Source organism: Marinobacter sp. ELB17 (genome assembly GCF_000169375.1).
Lineage (GTDB): Bacteria > Pseudomonadota > Gammaproteobacteria > Pseudomonadales > Oleiphilaceae > Marinobacter.
Genome location: NZ_AAXY01000013.1, coordinates 19,025 through 38,712, shown reverse-complemented (window position 1 = coordinate 38,712; position 19,688 = coordinate 19,025). Strand labels below are relative to the sequence as shown.

At 56.0% G+C, this 19,688-nt stretch carries 16 protein-coding genes and 2 pseudogenes; 14 read left to right on the top strand and 4 right to left on the bottom strand.

The annotated features are described in order from the left end of the window. Positions 1 to 69 precede the first annotated feature (69 nt). The 13 genes and pseudogenes from truA (at position 70) to serS (ending at position 14,424) form a co-directional block, all read left to right on the top strand. On the top strand, positions 70 to 981 hold the full coding sequence (gene truA / locus MELB17_RS14625) for a tRNA pseudouridine(38-40) synthase TruA (protein WP_007351063.1): 912 nt from the start codon (positions 70 to 72) through the stop codon (positions 979 to 981). Then, a complete protein-coding gene (locus MELB17_RS14620; RefSeq protein ID WP_007351062.1) occupies positions 974 to 1,600 on the top strand; it encodes a phosphoribosylanthranilate isomerase in 627 nt (208 codons plus the stop codon). The genes truA and MELB17_RS14620 overlap by 8 nt, the downstream gene beginning before the upstream one ends. A gap of 225 nt (positions 1,601 to 1,825) precedes the next feature. Beyond that, positions 1,826 to 2,752: an acetyl-CoA carboxylase, carboxyltransferase subunit beta gene (gene accD / locus MELB17_RS14615; RefSeq protein ID WP_036184922.1), complete on the top strand. Its 927-nt coding sequence runs from the start codon at positions 1,826 to 1,828 to the stop codon at positions 2,750 to 2,752. Beyond that, positions 2,736 to 4,073 carry a bifunctional tetrahydrofolate synthase/dihydrofolate synthase gene (folC, locus tag MELB17_RS14610; protein ID WP_007351060.1) on the top strand — a complete coding sequence of 446 codons (1,338 nt, stop codon included), beginning with the start codon at positions 2,736 to 2,738 and terminating at the stop codon, positions 4,071 to 4,073. The genes accD and folC overlap by 17 nt, the downstream gene beginning before the upstream one ends. Then, entirely contained in the window at positions 4,070 to 4,714 is a 645-nt protein-coding gene (locus tag MELB17_RS14605) for an SPOR domain-containing protein (RefSeq protein WP_007351059.1), read from the top strand. The genes folC and MELB17_RS14605 overlap by 4 nt, the downstream gene beginning before the upstream one ends. 96 nt (positions 4,715 to 4,810) lie before the next feature. Then, positions 4,811 to 5,308, top strand: coding sequence for a CvpA family protein (locus MELB17_RS14600; RefSeq protein ID WP_007351058.1), 498 nt, complete (start codon positions 4,811 to 4,813; stop codon positions 5,306 to 5,308). A 114-nt stretch (positions 5,309 to 5,422) separates the two neighbouring features. After that, positions 5,423 to 6,946, top strand: coding sequence for an amidophosphoribosyltransferase (gene purF / locus MELB17_RS14595; protein ID WP_007351057.1), 1,524 nt, complete (start codon positions 5,423 to 5,425; stop codon positions 6,944 to 6,946). A gap of 58 nt (positions 6,947 to 7,004) precedes the next feature. Beyond that, positions 7,005 to 8,246: an O-succinylhomoserine sulfhydrylase gene (locus MELB17_RS14590; protein ID WP_007351056.1), complete on the top strand. Its 1,242-nt coding sequence runs from the start codon at positions 7,005 to 7,007 to the stop codon at positions 8,244 to 8,246. Between the two features lie 6 nt (positions 8,247 to 8,252). Beyond that, positions 8,253 to 8,789: pseudogene (locus MELB17_RS26520) on the top strand (DNA translocase FtsK 4TM domain-containing protein); the annotation flags it as partial. Positions 8,790 to 9,419: 630 nt separating this feature from the next. Next, positions 9,420 to 10,919 (top strand): annotated as a pseudogene (locus MELB17_RS26515) (DNA translocase FtsK); the annotation flags it as partial. A gap of 18 nt (positions 10,920 to 10,937) precedes the next feature. After that, on the top strand, positions 10,938 to 11,624 hold the full coding sequence (gene lolA / locus MELB17_RS14580; RefSeq protein WP_007351054.1) for an outer membrane lipoprotein chaperone LolA: 687 nt from the start codon (positions 10,938 to 10,940) through the stop codon (positions 11,622 to 11,624). Beyond that, on the top strand, positions 11,624 to 12,961 hold the full coding sequence (locus MELB17_RS14575) for a replication-associated recombination protein A (RefSeq protein WP_007351053.1): 1,338 nt from the start codon (positions 11,624 to 11,626) through the stop codon (positions 12,959 to 12,961). Before lolA ends, MELB17_RS14575 begins: the two co-directional genes overlap by 1 nt. 188 nt (positions 12,962 to 13,149) lie before the next feature. Beyond that, entirely contained in the window at positions 13,150 to 14,424 is a 1,275-nt protein-coding gene (gene serS, locus MELB17_RS14570; protein WP_007351051.1) for a serine--tRNA ligase, read from the top strand. A 75-nt stretch (positions 14,425 to 14,499) separates the two neighbouring features. Here serS and MELB17_RS14565 read toward each other — a convergent pair whose 3' ends face one another. Continuing rightward, a complete protein-coding gene (locus MELB17_RS14565) occupies positions 14,500 to 15,576 on the bottom strand; it encodes a 3-deoxy-7-phosphoheptulonate synthase (RefSeq protein WP_007351050.1) in 1,077 nt (358 codons plus the stop codon). Positions 15,577 to 15,829: 253 nt separating this feature from the next. Between MELB17_RS14565 and MELB17_RS14560 the strand changes: the two genes are divergently transcribed. Further along, positions 15,830 to 16,105 carry a hypothetical protein gene (locus MELB17_RS14560; protein WP_007351049.1) on the top strand — a complete coding sequence of 92 codons (276 nt, stop codon included), beginning with the start codon at positions 15,830 to 15,832 and terminating at the stop codon, positions 16,103 to 16,105. An 18-nt stretch (positions 16,106 to 16,123) separates the two neighbouring features. Here MELB17_RS14560 and MELB17_RS14555 read toward each other — a convergent pair whose 3' ends face one another. From MELB17_RS14555 to MELB17_RS14545, 3 genes are all read right to left on the bottom strand, one after another. Beyond that, positions 16,124 to 16,918 carry an enoyl-ACP reductase gene (locus MELB17_RS14555; RefSeq protein WP_007351048.1) on the bottom strand — a complete coding sequence of 265 codons (795 nt, stop codon included), beginning with the start codon at positions 16,916 to 16,918 and terminating at the stop codon, positions 16,124 to 16,126. A 103-nt stretch (positions 16,919 to 17,021) separates the two neighbouring features. After that, positions 17,022 to 18,641 carry an ABC transporter ATP-binding protein gene (locus tag MELB17_RS14550; protein ID WP_007351047.1) on the bottom strand — a complete coding sequence of 540 codons (1,620 nt, stop codon included), beginning with the start codon at positions 18,639 to 18,641 and terminating at the stop codon, positions 17,022 to 17,024. A 1-nt stretch (position 18,642) separates the two neighbouring features. Continuing rightward, positions 18,643 to 19,686 carry an ABC transporter permease gene (locus MELB17_RS14545; RefSeq protein WP_007351046.1) on the bottom strand — a complete coding sequence of 348 codons (1,044 nt, stop codon included), beginning with the start codon at positions 19,684 to 19,686 and terminating at the stop codon, positions 18,643 to 18,645. Positions 19,687 to 19,688: the final 2 nt, after the last annotated feature.

Genomic DNA, 19,688 nt, shown 5'->3' with positions numbered 1-19,688 from the left:
GCCGGCGCTCAGAGACTTCTGACCGCCGGCTTTGTCTTTTAACATCCAGACAACACATCGGGCTGACTTTTGTTTCTTGAACCCCAGGCGCTTACAGCGGATACACCCATTGGCAACGGCCGTGTGGCATTGGTCTTCGAATACGATGGCCGTGAATTCCACGGCTGGCAGCAACAAAAATCCGGTATTCGCGCTGTGCAGCAACAGTTGGCAAAAGCCGCCAGCAAAGTCGCCGATCACGATGTAGAACTGGTGTGTGCGGGCCGCACCGATGCCGGCGTTCACGCCAGTTACCAGCTGGTTCATTTTGATACGCCGTCATTGCGCACGATGCGTTCTTGGGTGATGGGCATTAATACCGCCTTGCCTTTCGATATTTCCGTACGCTGGGCTGGCCAGTGCCAGGGTGACTTTCACGCCCGGTTTTCCGCGGTTTACCGTCGCTACCGCTACATTATCTATAACAACCCGGTGCGCCCAGGTATTCAACGTGGCCAGGTTAGCTGGAACTTTCGGCCTCTGAATGCCGAAAACATGCATCAGGCGGCCCAGGCGCTGGTTGGCGAACACGATTTTAGTGCTTTTCGTGCCGCTGGCTGTCAGTCTCATAGCCCGATTCGATTTTTGCAGAGCATCAGCGTAACGCGCAAAGGCGATTATTTGGTGATTGACGTTCAGGCCAATGCTTTCTTGCATCACATGGTGCGCAATATTGCCGGGGCCTTGATGGCCGTAGGTTGCCAGGAGCAGGCGCCGGATTGGATTGGCCAGATTCTGGCGACGAAGGATCGCAGGCAAGCTGGCGTGACGGCGCCGCCTGATGGTTTGTACCTGGTAGACGTGGGTTATCCCGCAGAATTCGGAATACCCCAGCCCAGCTGTGGCCCGGCGTTTGCTGAGCCATGGTTTAGCGCGGAGCAGAATCGGCCGGTTTCGGCCACCCATATCCACCGTAAACAAAGGCCGCCCAACTGTGACTAGCCGTGTAAAGATCTGTGGCCTGACCCGCCCAGAGGATATCGACGCCGCAGTGGCCGCTGGCGCTGACGCAATTGGCCTGGTGTTTTATGACGCAAGCCCGCGGGCTGTCAGTATTGATTTGGCGCGGCAGCTGGCAGCGCAGATACCGGCGTTTGTTAGCGTAACGGGATTGTTTGTGAATCCGCAGGCGGATTTTGTAAGGCAGGTGTTGCAGCAGGTGGCTCTGGACCTGCTGCAATTCCACGGTGACGAAACCGCTGTTTTCTGTGAGCAGTTCCAGCGCCGCTGGATTAAGGCCATACGGGTACGGCAGCAAGGGCAGATTGAACGCGCCTTTGAGGAGTACCAGAATTCAGCCGGTTTGCTGGTCGATGCCTGGCACCCTGAGCAATACGGGGGCACCGGCCACGGATTTAACTGGTCACTGATTCCTGAACAACGGCCGTTGCCATTGATACTGGCCGGTGGTTTGCAACCTGATAACGTTGCCGCGGCCGTGCATCAGGTACGCCCTTGGGCGGTGGACGTTAGTGGCGGCGTGGAAATCGGCAAAGGCATCAAATGCGCCAAAAAAATGGCAGACTTCGTGGCCGCGACCAGAAGCGCTGGGTCTTGGTAGACTTACAGATCCGTTAAATAGAGCGCGGGGGCAGGGTACGCGATTGGAAAAATTGGGCCAGCCCGGCGTTGTATGTACTATGTTTCATTGAATGAGACGTTTACACAGCATGGCATGCTGCCAGAATAGGGTAATCAAACACGCTATCCGAGGGTGTCACTGCTGGCCGGTAGCGGGTGTTTACAATAGAACGATCAAAACAGGTTCTACAGACGGGATTAAATCATGAGTAGTTGGCTAGATAAAATAATGCCGAGCAAGATCCGCTCGGAATCCAAGACGAGGACCGGTGTTCCGGAAGGCCTCTGGAAAAAGTGCCCGAAATGCGGCGCCTTCTTGTACAAGCCCGAGCTGGAAAAAAATCTGGACGTGTGCCTGAAGTGTAATCACCACTTGCGAGTGGCTGCCCGCCGCCGCCTTGATATTTTTCTGGATGCAGACGGCCGCGAAGAAATTGGCGCAGATCTGGAACCTTGGGACCGCCTTAAGTTCAAAGACACCAAACGTTATAAAGACCGCCTGACCCAGGCCCAGAAATCGACTGGTGAAAAAGACGCCTTGTTGGCCATGAAGGGCACCACCATGGGGCTCCCACTGGTGGCTTGCGCCTTCGAGTTCAATTTTCTGGGTGGCTCTATGGGCCAGACGGTTGGGGAAAAATTTGTACGGGCGGCCAATGTGGCGCTGGAAGAGCGTATTCCTCTGGTGTGCTTCTCTGCCAGCGGCGGCGCGCGTATGCAGGAGGCCATTCTTTCGTTGATGCAGATGTGCAAAACCGCCGCTGTTCTTGAGCGTATGAAGCAACAAGGCCTGCCGTATGTTTCGGTAATGACCGACCCGGTATTTGGCGGCGTGTCGGCCAGCCTGGCCATGTTGGGCGACCTGAATATCGCCGAACCTAACGCACTGATCGGCTTTGCCGGGCCGCGGGTGATTGAGCAGACCGTGCGTGAAAAGTTGCCCGAAGGCTTCCAGCGCAGCGAGTTTTTGTTGGAGCATGGCGCTATCGATATGATTCTGCACCGTCACCAGATGCGCGAACGAATTGGACACCTGCTGGCAAAATTTGGCAATTTGGAAAAACCTGACACCGAGGCCCCCATTGAAATTGAAGTGACTGAAAAGCCGGACGACGATGCCTCAGTCGCATAAGCCGGATCAGCACGCGCCGAAAATAACGGCCCCCGGCGCCGATGCCAGCCTGGGCCAATGGCTGAGCTACCTTGAGGCCATTCATCCGGTTGAAATCGAGCTGGGACTGGACCGGGTGATGGTGGTTTTGCAGAGACTGTTTCCGGGTAAGCCCGAGGCTCGCATTATTACCGTGGCCGGCACCAACGGCAAGGGCAGCACGGTTGCAGCTCTAGAAGCGTTGTTGCAGGAAGCAGGGCGCCGCACGGCAGCCTACACGTCGCCGCATCTTCAGGTGTATAACGAGCGGGTACGCCTGCTGGGCGAGCAGATTTCGGACGCGCAAATGATTTACGGGTTCGAAAGGGTTCAGGAGGCCAGGGCAGAAGTGTCGTTGAGCTATTTCGAATTCGGCACTCTGGCGGCGTTTGTTGCCATGTCCGAAGCCGATGTAGACGACTGGATTCTGGAGGTTGGTCTGGGTGGTCGTCTGGATGCTGTGAACGTGCTAGACGCGGATTTTGTGATATTTACGTCGATAGATATCGATCATGCGAGCTTTTTGGGCAACGATCGGGAGTCTATCGGCTTTGAAAAAGCCGGGGTGTTGCGACCGGGTATCCCTGCGGTTTACGCCGATTTTGATCCTCCGCGTTCGGTATTGCAGCAAGCTTTATCGCAAGAGGTAGACTTGACGTTGCTGGGCCGTGATTATCAGTTGGTGCAGTGTTCAAGCCAGCCGGCGATGGTGAATCTTGAGCTGGGAGACGAAGAGTTTCGCCTGCCAGATTTTGCCCTGCCGGTAAAAAGTCTGGCTGCAGCGGTTGTTGCATCCCGCACCTTGGCGCCCAATCTGGGTGTTCAACAAATCGAGCGAGCCGTGGCTGGAGTGTCGGTGCCCGGGCGTTTTGAACAGGTAGCCACTTCGCCGCTGGTGATTCTGGATGTGGGGCATAACCCTCACGCTGCCTGCTGGCTGGCGAGCCGGTTGCGCCTGTTACAGCACCCGGAAACCCGCATTCACGCGGTCTACGGTGCGCTTGCGGATAAAGACGTGCAAGGCGTTGCCAAAGCGATGGCCAGCGTGGTTCACAGCTGGTATCTGGCCGGACTGTTGAAGGAAGCTCCCCGCGGCTACAGCGCCGAGGCTTTGAATGCGCAGTTTGAGCAGTGCGGCATTGAGCCTGCAGGTTACTGGCACTCGGTGCCGGAGGCCCTGGCTGAAGCCCGTGGCCAAGCCCGTGCTAATGACATTGTGATTGTGTTTGGTTCGTTCTTTACTGTGGCGGCGGCCCGCAACCTTTTGTATCCAAGCGCCGCCGTTACCAACCCGGGAGCATGATTGTGGATGGATTAAAGCAGAGGATCATCGGCGCCCTGGTGCTGATTTCACTGGCGGTTATTTTTGTGCCGATGATCTTTGACGAGCCCCATTCCGGGCGCAACTCCACCTCGATAAACATTCCCGAAGAACCGCCATTTCCAGAAGTGAGCACCGAGCCACCACCGCAGACCGTCATGCCAGAATATCAGAGCGTCTCTGGGCCAGAAGCAGTCGCAGCGGACCGTGCCAGCGGGTCTGGGAACTTTCAGCTAATTGAAGAAGTGGCGCCTGAGGCGCCTGAGCCGACAAAGCCGACTGCGGTCAGCAACGCCGTTACGCCGCCACCGGTGGCAGAGGTTAAGCCAGCACCGGCTCGGTCGGAGCCCAGTCCGCAAACCGAGGAAGAGTTCAGTCGCTCTCTGGAAGGCGCCTGGGTTGTGCAGCTGGGCAGCTTTGGCGATGCCGATAACGCCCGGCGTTTGCGTGATAACGCCCGCGAAAAGGGCTACAGTTCACACCTTCAAGAGTTCAGCCGCGGCGACACCCGGCTGACACGGGTATTCAGTGGGCCTTACGCCAGCAAATCCGAATCCGAAGCGGCCAAAGCGGCCCTCGACAAGGCTTTCAGCCTCAACAGTTTGGTTACCAGCCCTGATTAATAAGCCGCCCAACCAGGTTTTATCGCAACGGTGGTTTGGCAGGGCGCGGTTTCCTGATAGAATCTGCCCTCTCTATTTGCGTCGCCCGGGTGGTTCATGAATGCGTTGATCTGGATTGACTGGGTCATTATTGCGGTTATTACCATATCAACGCTGATCAGCCTAAGGCGCGGCTTTGTTCGCGAAGCCCTGTCGTTGGTTACGTGGGTAATGGCCTTCATTGTTGCTCGCACATTTCACCCCCAGATGCAGTCGCTACTGGCCAGCACCGTGGAAACGCCCATGGTAAGGTCAGTTGCGGCGTTCGCGATTCTGTTTATTGGTACGCTTATCGTGGGCGCTATCATTAATGGCATTATCGGACAGCTGGTGCGGGCCACAGGTTTATCCGGCACCGACAGGGTGCTGGGTATGGGCTTTGGCCTGTTGCGTGGGGTGCTGGTTGTGGTGGTGGGCATTGCTTTGTTGCGTTACACACCGGTGTCTCAAGACACCTGGTGGCAAGAATCGCTGATGATTGACCGGTTGTCGGTGTTAGAAGACTGGTCCCGTCGTACCTTCGGTGATGAGCTTTCCGGATACCTTACTCCCTAAAGCGCGGAGTAAGGTATCTAAGAAAACCCGGTTATTCAAACGCCAGGCGCTCTATCAGGCAATCTGCCTGGCGTGTCTTTCATTCAGTTTTAACACTCGGAGAATCTCTATTCCATGTGTGGCATCGTCGGTATCGTCAGCACTTCGCACGTGAATCAGTTGCTTTATGATGCGCTGACCGTTCTTCAGCATCGGGGCCAGGACGCAGCAGGTATTGTTACCTTCGAAGACGAGCGTTTTTACCTGCGTAAAGACAACGGCCTGGTGCGCGATGTCTTCCATACCCGCCATATGCACCGGTTAGTGGGCAACGTCGGTATTGGTCACGTTCGTTACCCTACCGCTGGCAGTGCGAGCTCTGCCGAGGCCCAGCCGTTTTACGTCAACAGCCCTTACGGCATCACTTTGGCCCACAACGGCAACCTGACAAACTCTGACGAGCTCAGTACCGACTTGTTTCGCACTGACCTGCGCCACATCAACACCAATTCAGACTCGGAAGTGTTGTTGAACGTGTTCGCTCACGAGCTCCAGAAGCTGGGCAAGCTACACCCGACCAAAGACGATATTTTTGCCGCCGTGCGTTCTGTACACGAACGCTGCCGCGGTGCCTACGCGGTTATCGCGATGGTTACTGGCTACGGCATTGTCGGTTTCCGCGACCCCAATGGCATTCGCCCGATCTGTTATGGCGCGCGCTTAGCCAGTGACGGCCGCAAGGAATATATGATTGCGTCTGAAAGTGTGGCCCTGGGCGCCTCCGGTTTCACCCTGGTACGCGACATTGCGCCGGGTGAAGCGGTGTATATTGAAACCGACGGCACCTTTCACAGTGAGCAGTGCGCCAAACAGCCAAAGCTCTATCCGTGTATTTTCGAGCATGTGTACTTCGCCCGTCCGGACTCCATCATGGACAAAGTCTCGGTTTATAAAGCGCGTTTGCGCATGGGTGAAACTCTGGCGGATAAAGTGCTGAAGGATTTCGCCGATCACGATATCGACGTGGTTATGCCGATACCAGACACCAGCCGCACCTCGGCTATGCAGATGGCCCACCGTCTGGGCGTGAAATTCCGCGAAGGCTTTATCAAAAACCGCTACATTGGCCGTACATTTATCATGCCTGGCCAGACCATGCGCAAGAAATCGGTACGCCAGAAGCTAAATCCCATTGATCTGGAGTTCCGTGGCAAGAACGTGATGCTGGTTGACGATTCCATTGTGCGCGGTACCACCTGCAAGGAAATCGTGCAGATGGCCCGCGATGCCGGCGCCCGCAAAGTGTATTTCGCTTCGGCCGCGCCCCCGGTGCGTTATCCCAACGTGTACGGCATTGATATGCCGTCTGCTAAAGAACTGATTGCTCACGATCGCACTGTGGAAGAAATCCGCGAATTGATCGGCGCCGACTGGTTGCTGTATCAGAACCTGGAAGACCTGATTACGTCTGTTAGCGATGTTAATAGTGATATTGATGGCTGGGAATGTTCGGTGTTTACCGGTGAATACGTAACTGGCGATATTGATCGTGCCTATCTGGATCGGCTGGATGGCCAGCGTAACGATGCAACCCGCTCCGGCACTGTGACGAACGATACCGAAAACGGCAGTATAGACATGCATAACGACGAAGACTGATGCTTTAAATCGCACAAGAATTCTATGACCAGCAGAAAACCATGACCAGGAGAAGACAATGACATTTTGCCGCGAAGAATCGGTTTTGATACCAGAATCAGACCTGGACGGCGTGTCTGGCGATACCCTGGCGGTGCGCGCGGGGCAGGTTCGTACCGGTCAGCTGGAACACAGCGACGCTATATTCCCTACGTCCAGCTTCGTTTACGCCAGCGCGGCGCAAGCGGCCGCGCGTTTTGCCGGTGAAGAGCCCGGTAATATTTATTCGCGTTTTACCAACCCCACGGTGACCGCCTTTGAAAACCGCATTGCGGCGATGGAAGGCGGCGAGCGGGCAGTGGCAATGGCTTCGGGTATGGCCGCTATTACCAGCACCTGTATGGCGCTGCTGAAGGCTGGTGACCATGTGGTGTGTTCACGGGACGTATTTGGCACGGTGAATTCGCTGTTTCAGAAATACCTGAGCAAATTTGGTGTTGAAACCACCTTTGTAAAACTGACAGACCAAGCCGGCTGGGAAGCGGCTATTCGGCCCAATACCCGGATGTTGTTTCTGGAAACGCCGTCTAACCCGCTGTGCGAAGTGGCAGACATTCGCAAGATGGCCGATTTGGCCCACGCCCACGATGCGCTGTTAGTCGTCGACAACTGTTTTTGCACCCCGGTGCTGCAGCAGCCGCTGGCGTTGGGCGCAGACCTGGTAACCCACTCCGCCACCAAATATCTGGACGGCCAGGGCCGTTGTGTAGGCGGCGTCGTTGTAGGCCCCCACGCGCTGCTGGAAGAAATATTCGTGTTTTTGCGGGCAACAGGCCCAACCATGAGCCCGTTCAACGCATGGGTGTTCATGAAGGGCCTGGAAACCTTACCAATTCGTATGCGAGCCCACTGTGACAATGCGTTAGAGTTGGCCCAATGGCTGCAGCAGCAGAGCGCGGTGGAAACGGTTTTTTACACCGGCCTGCCGCAGCATCCGCATTATGAACTGGCCAAACGCCAGCAAAAGGCCTTCGGCGGCGTATTGTCATTTCGGGTAAAAGGGGGCAGGGAAGAGGCCTGGTGCTTTATTGACGCCACTCGCATGGTGTCTATTACCGCCAATCTGGGCGATGTGAAGACCACCATCACCCACCCTGCAACAACGACCCACGGGCGGTTGTCGCCTGAAGATAAAGAGCAGGCCGGTATCAGTGAAAACCTGATTCGCCTGTCGGTAGGCATTGAAGCCATTGACGACCTGAAAGCCGATCTTGACCGGGGTTTTCAGGCCCTTCAGAATCCCGGTCATGGCAACATCTGAGTATTCATGGCTGCAAGCGCAAAAGCAAAAAACACATCGGCCCAGCCGCTGACTGATAAACAGCTGCGTTTTCGTAAGCTGCTGGCCCAAGGTGCCCGCGAGGGCGCTGTTATTGCGCTAATTGCCCTGGCGATTTATTTGTGCATGGCGCTGTTCAGCTTCCACGCCAATGACCCCGGTTGGGCCAGTGTGGGTCATGACGCCCAGGTGCTGAATTACGCCGGCCGCAGCGGTGCCTGGCTGGCCAGCCTGCTGCGCAATTTCTTTGGCTACGTGGCATGGCTTTTCCCAGCCATGGTGGCAGGTTACGCTCTGCTGCTGATTCGCCTTCGCAATCGATCCCAAGACGTCCACTGGCCCCTGTTAATCGTGCGTTTTGGCGGGTTTATTCTGATTCTGCTGTCGGCGACCAGTTTGTTGTCGCTGTATTCTCTTTTTGGTCTGGGTGAATCTTCCGGCGGCGTGATGGGCGTTGCTGTAGCAGATGCTATGGTGCGGTTTTTTAACCTGCCGGCCACCACCTTGGTATTGATTGCCATATTTTTGTTTGCTCTAACCGTTACCACCGGGCTTTCCTGGTTCTGGCTGATGGACCAGTTGGGCGGCATCGCTCTGAGAGTCAGCACCCGGATACAAGACTGGTTCAAAGGTCGCATTTCAGCCCGGGAAGACGCCGAAGAAGCCGAAGAAGCCGTCGAAAGTTATCAGCCACCTCTTTTAAATCATAGGGTTGAAGGGAAGTCTTCAGACCAGTTTGATACCGAGATTCGCGCGGACAGAGCGGTTGCACGAGTGCGTTGGTGGCAGTGTATTCCCGGGTTTGGCCGCCGTGGCCAATCTGAAACGGAACGCAGCGATGACTCCGGAAACTGCTTTGACCTGAGCGCTGATTCAGACGACGAGCCGGCGCGTATTGAAAGTTTCAGTGCCCATGACGAGAGCGCCCGCGGCGATTACAGCGATTTCGAACGCAGTAGGCCCGCACCTGCATCGCGACCACCAGCGCGCACATCCACATCCGCAGCGGCTTCCGCTGACAGCGCGCCCCAAGGTGCTTCTCAGGCCCCTGGCCGTTCTTTCAAGATCGCGCCGTTTAAAAAAGACGATCAGGGCAAGCCCGGCGGCGGTAATGGAGCCGGCAAGCAATCCTCGCTGCTGGAAGATATCGAGAGCCCGATTCCACCGATCTCGCTGCTAGACCCGCCGGAGGAGCAGCAGGAAAAAGGCTACACCGAAGAATCCCTGCAACATATGTCGCGGCTGCTGGAAGAAAAGCTGGCCGACTTTGGGGTCACCGTAGAAGTGGTTGAGGTGAATCCCGGCCCGGTGATTACCCGTTTCGAGATCAAGCCGGCTGCGGGCGTCAAAGTCAGCAAAATTTCCAATCTGGCGAAAGACCTGGCGCGTTCCCTGGCGGTGCTGAGCGTGCGGGTGGTTGAAGTGATCCCCGGGAAATCCGTGGTGGGCATTGAAATTCCCAACGAATACCGCCAGATGGTGCGGCTGAGTGAAGTATTGAGTTCGCGGGTATTTGCCGAATCTACCTCCGCGCTGACTATGGCGCTTGGCAACGACATAGGCGGCAACCCCATAGTGGCCAACCTTGCGAAAATGCCCCACTTGCTGGTGGCAGGTACCACCGGTTCCGGTAAATCGGTCGGGGTGAACGCCATGCTGTTGAGTATGCTGCTGAAGGCCGGGCCGGAAGAAGTGCGCTTTATTATGGTAGACCCGAAGATGCTGGAACTGAGCATCTACGACGGCATTCCCCACCTGCTGGCGCCGGTGGTTACAGACATGAAAGAAGCCGCCAATGCACTGCGCTGGTGTGTGGCTGAAATGGAACGGCGTTATCGCCTGCTGGCCACCTTGGGCGTGCGTAACCTGGCCGGTTATAACCGTAAGGTAAAAGAAGCGGCGGAGGCCGGTGAGCCCTTGCGGGACCCGTTCTGGAAGCCCGACGAATACTTGGATAACGACGAGCAGCAACGGCCGGAACTGGAACCATTGCCCTCTATTGTGGTGGTGATTGACGAATTTGCCGACATGATCATGATTGTTGGCAAAAAAGTGGAAGAGCTTATCGCGCGAATTGCCCAGAAAGCTCGCGCCGCCGGTATTCACCTGATTCTGGCTACTCAGCGGCCGTCGGTGGATGTCATCACCGGTTTGATAAAGGCCAACATTCCCACCCGTATCTCGTTTCAGGTGTCGTCAAAAATTGACTCCCGTACCGTGCTCGACCAAGGCGGTGCGGAGCAGCTGTTGGGCCATGGCGATATGCTGTACTTGCCACCGGGATCTGGCTTGCCTGTGCGGGTACACGGCGCCTTTGTCGACGACGATGAAGTGCACCGGGTGGTCAGTGCCTGGAAAGCCCGAGGCGCGCCGATATACATAGACGACGTTCTTAATGGCGCCGAAGGCGAAAATCTGCCTGGCGTACCCAGCTTGAACGATGATGACAGCGAAACGGATACCTTGTTTGATGAAGCCGTGGCGTTCGTGACAGAAGGCCGCCGGGTGTCGATATCGTCGGTCCAACGTAAATTAAAGATTGGCTATAACCGTGCCGCCAACCTGGTCGAGGCAATGGAAGCTTCGGGGGTTGTCAGTTCGGCAGGCCACAACGGCGCGCGGGAAGTATTGGCTCCGCCGCCCCCACGGAACTAGTGTCCAGGAGCAGGCAGTATGGCGAATAAAAGCACAACGGGTGTTTTGAAACAGCTGGCCACAGCGCTGTTTGCAATGATTCTGACCAGCGCGGCAACGGCGGCGGTTAGTGACGACTTACAAAAAGAGGGACTGCAGAAAGACGCGGCGACTCAACTGGCTGCGTTGTTGAGGGGTTACCAGACATACCAGGCTGACTTTATCCAGATTGTGGTGGGCAACGGCGGTGAACGCGTTCAGGAAAGCCACGGCTCTATGAAAGCCAAGCGTCCGGGATTTTTTTACTGGGAAAGCAAAGCGCCTATGGCCCAGCACATCGTCAGTAACGGCGATGAGGTGTCGGTATACGATCCAGACCTGGAGCAGGTTACCGTGCACAAGCTAAACAGCGATGTGCAGGCCACGCCGGCTTTGTTGCTGAGCGGTGAGGTGGATAACCTGGCGCAGACCTATGACGTCTCTACCCGCAGGGTGGGCGACAACATCCGCGAATTTACGCTAACGCCTAAAAGCCCGGATTCACTGTTCGTCGCGTTGCGGATGTCGTTTTTTGACGGGCAGCTGCAGGAAATGCGAATGGAAGATTCCCTGTCGCAAATCAGTATTCTGAGCTTTGATGACATTGTGCTGAACGCGGATATAGCCGCGTCGGTATTCAAGCTGGACTACCCGGCTGGTGTGGATATTATCCGTGACGGTAGCTAATGCAAGATAGCCTGTTCGCCAGCAGCGGCGGATTCCGCCCGCTGGCCGCACGCATGCGGCCAGCCAAGTTGGCAGACTATGTGGGTCAGCCCCACCTGGTTGGGCCCGGCAAACCGCTGCGGCGGGCGGTGGAGCAGGGCCAGCTGCATTCAATGATTTTGTGGGGCCCGCCTGGGGTGGGCAAAACCACCTTCGCCCAATTGCTGGCTAACGTGAGTGACCTGGCCTTTGAAAACGTATCTGCGGTACTTAGCGGGGTAAAAGACATACGCGCGGCCGTTGAGCGTGCGCGGGCACGTAAGCAGGGCAGCGGTCAGGACACCTTGCTGTTTGTGGATGAAGTTCACCGCTTCAATAAAAGTCAGCAAGACGCCTTTTTACCGCACATTGAAGACGGCACCTTTATTTTTGTGGGTGCCACCACCGAAAACCCGTCTTTCGAGTTAAACAGCGCGCTGCTGTCCCGCACCCGCGTTTACGTATTGAAGAATCTGGAAGACGACGATATTCAGCGCCTGCTTATCCGCGCGCTAAGCGCCGAAGAAGGCTTTGGTGGTCGCCTACGGGTGGCCGAGGACGTACTGGCGATGATGGCCAGCGCCGCCAGCGGCGATGCCCGCAGGGCACTGAACATTCTGGAAGTGGCCGCCGATCTGGCGGAGCCAGACGCTGATGGTGTCGATAGCGTCAGTGAAGACCAGCTTGAGCTGGTGATGCAAACCAGCCTGCGCCGTTTCGATAAAGGCGGCGATGTTTTCTACGACCAGATTTCGGCGTTGCACAAGTCGGTGAGGGGGTCTGATCCGGACGGCTCGCTTTATTGGATGTGCCGTATGCTCGACGGCGGCTGCGACCCGCTGTACGTGGCCCGCCGGCTGGTTCGTATCGCCAGTGAAGACATAGGTAACGCCGACCCAAGGGCGCTGCAGCTGACTCTGGAAGCCTGGGATGCCCAAGAACGCCTGGGTTCACCCGAAGGTGAACTGGCGCTGGCGCAAGCGGTGATTTACCTGGCTATGGCGCCAAAAAGCAACGCTGTTTATAAGGCGTTCAACCAGTGTATGGCTGACATCCGCCAAGATAAAGATTTCGAAGTACCGGTACACCTGCGCAACGCACCTACCAAATTGATGAAATCCATGGGTCATGGCGAATCCTATCGTTATGCTCATGACGAGCCCGACGCTTTTGCGGCCGGCGAAGGTTACTTGCCCGATGCCATCAACGAGCGCCGGTATTATGAGCCGGTGGCTCGCGGCCTGGAAATCAAACTCGCTGAAAAGCGCCAGCGCTTGGACCAACTGAACGCCGCCAGCCCACGCAAACGCTACAGCTGAAGTACTGGGTTATCTTTAAGGGTGGCCTGTAGCTGAAGCACTGGGCTTTCCATCAGGGTGGCCTGTGGCTGAAGCACTGGGCTTTCCATCAGGGTGGCCTGTGGCTGAAGCACTGGCCACGCGCTGCCGTGACGGTATAATGGCGGCCATTCATAAAATCATTGTTAAACCGACCAGTCAGGATACTCATGCTCGATCCAAAACGCGTCCGCAGCCAGACCGAAGATATTGCCCGCCGTTTGGCCATCAAAAACTTCACCTTTGATACCGCCACCTTTGAGCAGCTGGAAGAGCGCCGCCGTGGCCTTCAGGTGCGGACCGAGACCCTGCAAAGCGAGCAGAATAAAAAATCCAAGTCTATCGGTAAAGCCAAAGCGTCTGGCGAAGACATACAGCCGTTACTGGACGAAGTAGATGACCTGAAAGCGCGCAAATCCGAAGCTGAAGACGAGCTGCGCGAACTTCAGGAAGAACTGAATCACTTTCTTGCCGCTATCCCTAACGTGCCGGATGAGGGCGTACCCGCGGGTAAAGACGACGATGATAACGTTGAGCTTCGCACCTGGGGCACACCCCGCGAGTTTTTGTTTGAGCCGCAAGACCACGTTGCTCTGGGCGAAGCCCTGAATGGTATGGACTTTGAAACGGCGACGAATCTGGCTCATTCCCGTTTTGTGGTGATGCGCGGCCAGGTGGCTCGCCTGCATCGGGCGCTGGCGCAGTTTATGCTGGACCTTCATGTCGAAGAGCACGGCTATACCGAAGCTTACGTGCCTTATCTGGTGAACGCCGACGCGCTGTTTGGCACCGGCCAGCTGCCAAAATTTGAAGCAGACCTGTTCCGTGTAGAGAGTGAAAAGCCGCTTTACCTTATTCCCACTGCGGAAGTGCCGGTGACCAACCTGATCGCCGACAGCATTCTGAATGCCGCTGAATTGCCGTTGAAAATGGTGTGTCACACGCCTTGCTTTCGCAGTGAAGCTGGCTCTTACGGCCGTGATACCCGTGGCTTGATTCGCCAGCACCAGTTCGACAAGGTGGAGCTGGTTCAGGTTGTGCGGCCTGAAGATTCCGACGCGGCGCTGGATGCATTGACCGGCCATGCTGAGAAAGTATTGCAGCTGCTGGAACTGCCGTACCGCATCATGGCTTTGTGCGGCGGCGATATGGGTTTTTCCGCTGCTCGCACTTACGATCTGGAGGTATGGCTGCCGGGGCAGCAGAAGTTCCGCGAGATTTCTTCCTGTTCCAACACCCGAGACTTTCAAGCCCGCCGCATGCAGGCGCGCTGGCGCAACCCGGAAACCGGAAAACCAGAGCCGGTTCACACCCTCAACGGCTCAGGTCTGGCCGTTGGCCGTGCTTTGATTGCGGTGATGGAAAACTACCAGCAGGAAGACGGCAGCATTACAGTGCCGGACGTTCTGAAGCCGTATATGCGTGGTCTGGACAAGATCGGCTGACTCAAATCAAAGCCGAACCCCGCACCAGGGACAGATTTCAAATCTGTCCCTATCATGCTAAGTCTGTCCTTTATCTTAAGCTCTGGCGCGTTTTGGCAGCACATCTTTGAGCTTGTGACGCATGTCGTGAACGGCTTTTTCGGTGGTTTCCCAGTCAATACAGGCATCGGTAACCGATACGCCATACTTCAAGTCTGCCAGATTCTGCGGGATCGACTGGTTGCCCCAGTTGATGTTGCTTTCAATCATCAGGCTCTGGATGGAGGTGTTGCCGTCCAGAATCTGGTTAGACACGTCGTTCATCACCAGGGGTTGAATAGCCGGGTCTTTGCTGGAGTTGGCGTGGCTGCAGTCCACCATGATGGCTTTTCGCAGGCCAGACTTCTCTAGAGCCCGTTCGCACAGGGCAACGTTGACTGAATCATAATTGGGTTTGCCACCACCACCGCGCAGAACCACGTGGCCGTAGTTGTTACCCTTGGTACGAATAATGGCAACCTGGCCTTGCTGGTTTATGCCCAGAAAGCTGTGGGGGTGTGACACGGATTTCATGGCGTTTACGGCAACGTCGAGATTGCCATCGGTGCCGTTTTTAAAGCCAATGGCCATAGACAAGCCACTGCTCATTTCCCGGTGGGTTTGCGATTCGGTGGTGCGGGCACCAATGGCCGACCAGGAAATCGCATCTTGTAAATACTGCGGGGAAATGGGGTCTAGCGCCTCGGTGGCCGTGGGCAGGCCCAGTTCGCTGATATCAATAAGCAGTTTGCGGCCGATGTGGAGGCCCTGCTGAATATCAAAGGTGTCGTCCAGCCGGGGATCGTTAATCAGGCCTTTCCAGCCCACGGTGGTGCGGGGTTTTTCAAAATAGACCCGCATCACAATCAACAGTGTATCGCTTACTTCATCAGCCAGCTTTTTCAGGCGTCGGGCATAATCCAAGGCAGCATCAACATCGTGAATGGAGCAGGGGCCTAACACCAGAAAAAGCCGGTGATCGGTGCCGTCCATAATGTTGTATATATCCTGGCGACCTTTCGCCACGGTGGCGGCTGCTTTGTCTGTAAGCGGCAGATCTTGTTTAAGTGTTTCAGGCGGCATCAATGTTTCCTGGCTCGCCACGTTCAGGTTCTCTAATTTCGTGCCTGACATAGTTATGATTATTCCCTGATAAGAGCACCGGAGGTTTTCGGTAAAGCTTCGGCTAGTTCGTTATACTGCGTTATTTGTCCGGCCTTTTCAACGCTCTTGAAAGCGGGAGCTCCATGTCTTTTAAGCCGCCACAGCCACCCGCTCGTCAGGCTAAGGCTACAGATTACTGCAAAACGGAACAGGCGCTCATCAGTATTGGAGTGCCTGATTTATCGTATCCGGTGAGTAGCGACTGCGACACTCAAGCCGATGCGTGGACCGCCGCCTGGCTCGCACACGTTTTTATTTAGTCTGGCAGCTGAATGGAAAGGGGTCGTCGGCCTTCAGTGACAGCTTGCTGACTGCGTTTGGCGGCTTGCAGTATCTGCGTGGTTGGAATTCCCACGCCGGGCGCTCGGCGCTGGTGCAACGAGCGTTGCAAGGCCGGCGCCTGCGGAAGGCTGAAAAACAGGTTTTCGGGCTGAAACCCGGGCACTTGATTGCGATTCTTGACCCCTCAATTACTGAAGCCGGCGTTTTGCATAGCTGATCCCAATAGATCGATTCTCTAAATCTCTGCGTCTTCCAGTTCGCCCATACCCGTAATGTTGAAACCGGCATCGACATACATGATTTCGCCAGTGATACCGCTGGACAGGTCGGAACCCAAGAAAGCCGCGGCGTTGCCGACTTCATTGGTGGTTACGTTGCGGCGCAGCGGGGCGCGCCTTGCGTTTTCGGCCAACATTTTGCGGAAGCTCTTGATACCAGACGCCGCGAGAGTTCTGATCGGCCCGGCAGAAATACCGTTCACGCGAATGCCGTCGCGGCCCAGGCTGGCGGCCATGTAGCGCACGTTAGCTTCCAGAGAGGCTTTTGCCAGACCCATAACGTTGTAGTTCTGCAGGACTTTCTCTGCGCCCAGGTAACTCAGGGTCAGCAGTGAGCTGCCTTCGTGCATCATGCCGCGAGCGCCTTTGGCCAGAGCCACAAAACTGTAGGAGCTGATGTCGTGGGCAATGCGGAAACCTTCACGTGTGGTCACGTCGACGTAGTTGCCGTCAAGCTCGTGGCCCGGGGCGAAACCCACGGCGTGAACGATAATGTCGATGTTGTCCCAGTGCTTGCCAAGTTCGGTGAACACGTTGTTGATTTCGTCATCACTGGCGACATCACAAGGGAAGGTTAGCGTGCTGCCCCATTGTGCGGCGAATTTCTCGACCCGCGGCTGCAGTTTTTCGTTTTGGTAAGTAAAGGCCAGTTCGGCGCCTTCGCGGGCGAAGGCTTCCGCGATGCCGTAGGCAATCGACAATTTGCTGGCAACGCCAACGATCAGGGCTCTTTTGCCACTGAGAATTCCCATGGGTGTTCTCCTTATATTAACGCGTTACGCTTTATTAACGTATGACGCTATGTTCAAGATTTGCGAGCATTATCCCGGTTTGATGGCTGAGCGTAAGGCTCAATTAGTCTAAAGTTTTTTGGTAAAAGAAGGCTGCATTCAGCAGCTCCCGTGTGTACGGCTGTTCAGGTGCGGCAAATATCTCGGCGGCTTTGCCGTATTCCACAATACGGCCATACTGCAACACCAACAGTTTGTGGCTCAGCGCCCGAACCACCGCCAAGTCGTGACTGATAAAAATGTAGCTTAGCGCATATTTTCGCTGCAGCGATTGTAACAGCTCAATCACCTGCTTTTGTACGGTTCGGTCCAGAGCCGAGGTTGGCTCGTCCAGGATGATCAAATCCGGCTGTAACACCAGAGCTCGGGCAATGGCCACACGCTGGCGCTGACCGCCGGAAAATTCGTGCGGGTAACGGTGGCGGTCCTGCGGGTTTAAACCAACGTCCGTCAGCGCCTGCACCACCAGCGCGTCTTGGGCTTCGGGGGTATCTGGCGTATGAATCTCAAGGCCTTCCTGAACAATCTCGGCAATCGACATGCGCGGGCTAAGGCTGCCAAACGGGTCCTGAAACACAATCTGAATGCGTTTGCGAAAAGGGCGGAACTGTCTCTGGTTCAGGTTCGCTAAGGGCTGGCCATCCAGATCAATGTGACCGCTGGCCGCTGTCAGCTTCAGCAGAGCGTGGCCGATGGTGGTTTTGCCGCTACCGCTTTCGCCTACAATGCCCAGAGTCTGGCCCCGTTCCAGCTCAAAATTAACGTCTTGTACCGCATGAAAGCTCGATTTTACACGCCCTAGCAGGGTTTTGGCCGTGGTAAAGCGCACATTCAAATCACGAACCCGCAGCAGCGGCGTTGCATTTTTAATGTCGGGCCTGGCGGGCGGTGATTCGGGTGGTTCGGCGTCTAGCAGGCGTTTGGTATACAGATGCTGTGGCGTTGTAAACAGAGTTTCAACCGTGGCCTGTTCCACCAACTGGCCTTGTTCCATCACCACCACCCGGTCGGCGTAGCGGCGCACAATGGTCAGATTGTGGGTGATCAGCAAAATGGCCATGCCCAGCTTTTCCTGCAACTGCTGCAACAGTTCCAAGACCTGCTTTTGCACGGTTACGTCCAGCGCGGTGGTGGGCTCGTCAGCAATCAGCAGTTCCGGCTCGTTGGCCAGCGCCATAGCGATCATTACCCGCTGTTTCTGCCCACCAGACAACTGATGCGGGTAGCTGGCCAGGCGGCTTTTCGGATCGTCTATACCGACCAATTGCAGCAGCTCCAGGCAGCGGGCCCGAGCCTGGTCACCGCGCAGGCCTTTGTGTAAGGCCAGTGTTTCGCTGATTTGTTTTTCCACGGTGTGCAGCGGGTTCAGCGAGGTCATCGGCTCCTGGAAAATCATGCTGATTTGGCGCCCGCGCACCTGGCGTAGGCGATTTTCCGGGGCTTTTAGCAGGTCTTCACCTTGGAACAGAATCTGGCCGCTGGGATAGCTAACGTGGCGGGCATCCAACAGGCGCAGCACAGACAGCGCTGAAATGGATTTGCCAGAGCCGCTTTCACCGACCAGAGCCAGGGTTTCTCCGGCGTGTACCTGAATGTCCAGGCCTCGCACCAGCGGCGGTTGACCGTTAAAGCTGATGGCCAGGTCATTAATGGATAATAACGGCTGTGTTTTTTGACCCGTCATATCAGTTTTTCCTCGGGTCAAAAGCATCGCGCACCGCTTCGCCGACAAACACCAGCAAAGTCAGCATCACCGACAGGGACACGAACGCCGAGATGCCCAGCCAGGGGGCATGAAGGTTGGCTTTGCCTTGGGCAATCAGTTCGCCCAATGACGGCGAACCGGAAGGCAGACCAAAACCCAGAAAATCAAGCGAGGTCAGCCCGGTAATGGCGCCGGTTAATATAAACGGTAAAAAGGTGAGGGTGGCCACCATGGCGTTGGGCAGAATATGGCGGAACATGATTTTCCGGTTGTCCAGCCCCAGTGCCCTTGCCGCCTTCACATATTCAAAATTACGCGCGCGCAAAAATTCGGCACGCACCACATCCACCAGCCCCATCCAGCTGAACATCAGCATAATGCCCAGCAGCCACCAGAAGTTTGGCTGCACAATACCAGACAGAATAATCAGCAAGTAAAGCACCGGCAGGCCGGACCAGATTTCGATAAAACGTTGGCCGAACAGGTCCACTTTACCGCCGTAAAAACCTTGCAGTGCGCCTACGGCAACACCCACTACGCAGCTGGCCAGGGTTAGAATCAGCCCGAACAGCACGGAAATGCGGAAGCCGTAAATAACCCTGGCGGCAACATCGCGGCCCTGGTCGTCTGTGCCTAGCCAGTTTTCGGCGCTGGGCGGCGCCGGCGAAGGCACGTCCAGATTGTAATTAATGGTGTTGTAACTGAAGCGGATGGGTGGCCACAGCATCCAGCCGTTAGCGTTGATTTCATCAGCGATAAACGGGTCGCGGTAATCTGCAGTGGTGGGTAAAAAGCCGCCAAAGGTTTCCTCTGGAACATCCTGAACAACCGGGACGTACAACTGGCCCTGATACGACATCAGCAGCGGCGAATCGTTGGCAATGACCTCTGCCATCAGAGCCAGTCCGAACAGCAGCAAAAACAGCCACAGCGACCAGAAGCCGCGACGATTGGCGCGGAAGTTAGCGAGCCTGCGTTTCTGTATGGGGGTTAGCTTTGAGAACAATGCGGTCAAGGTTGCCACGG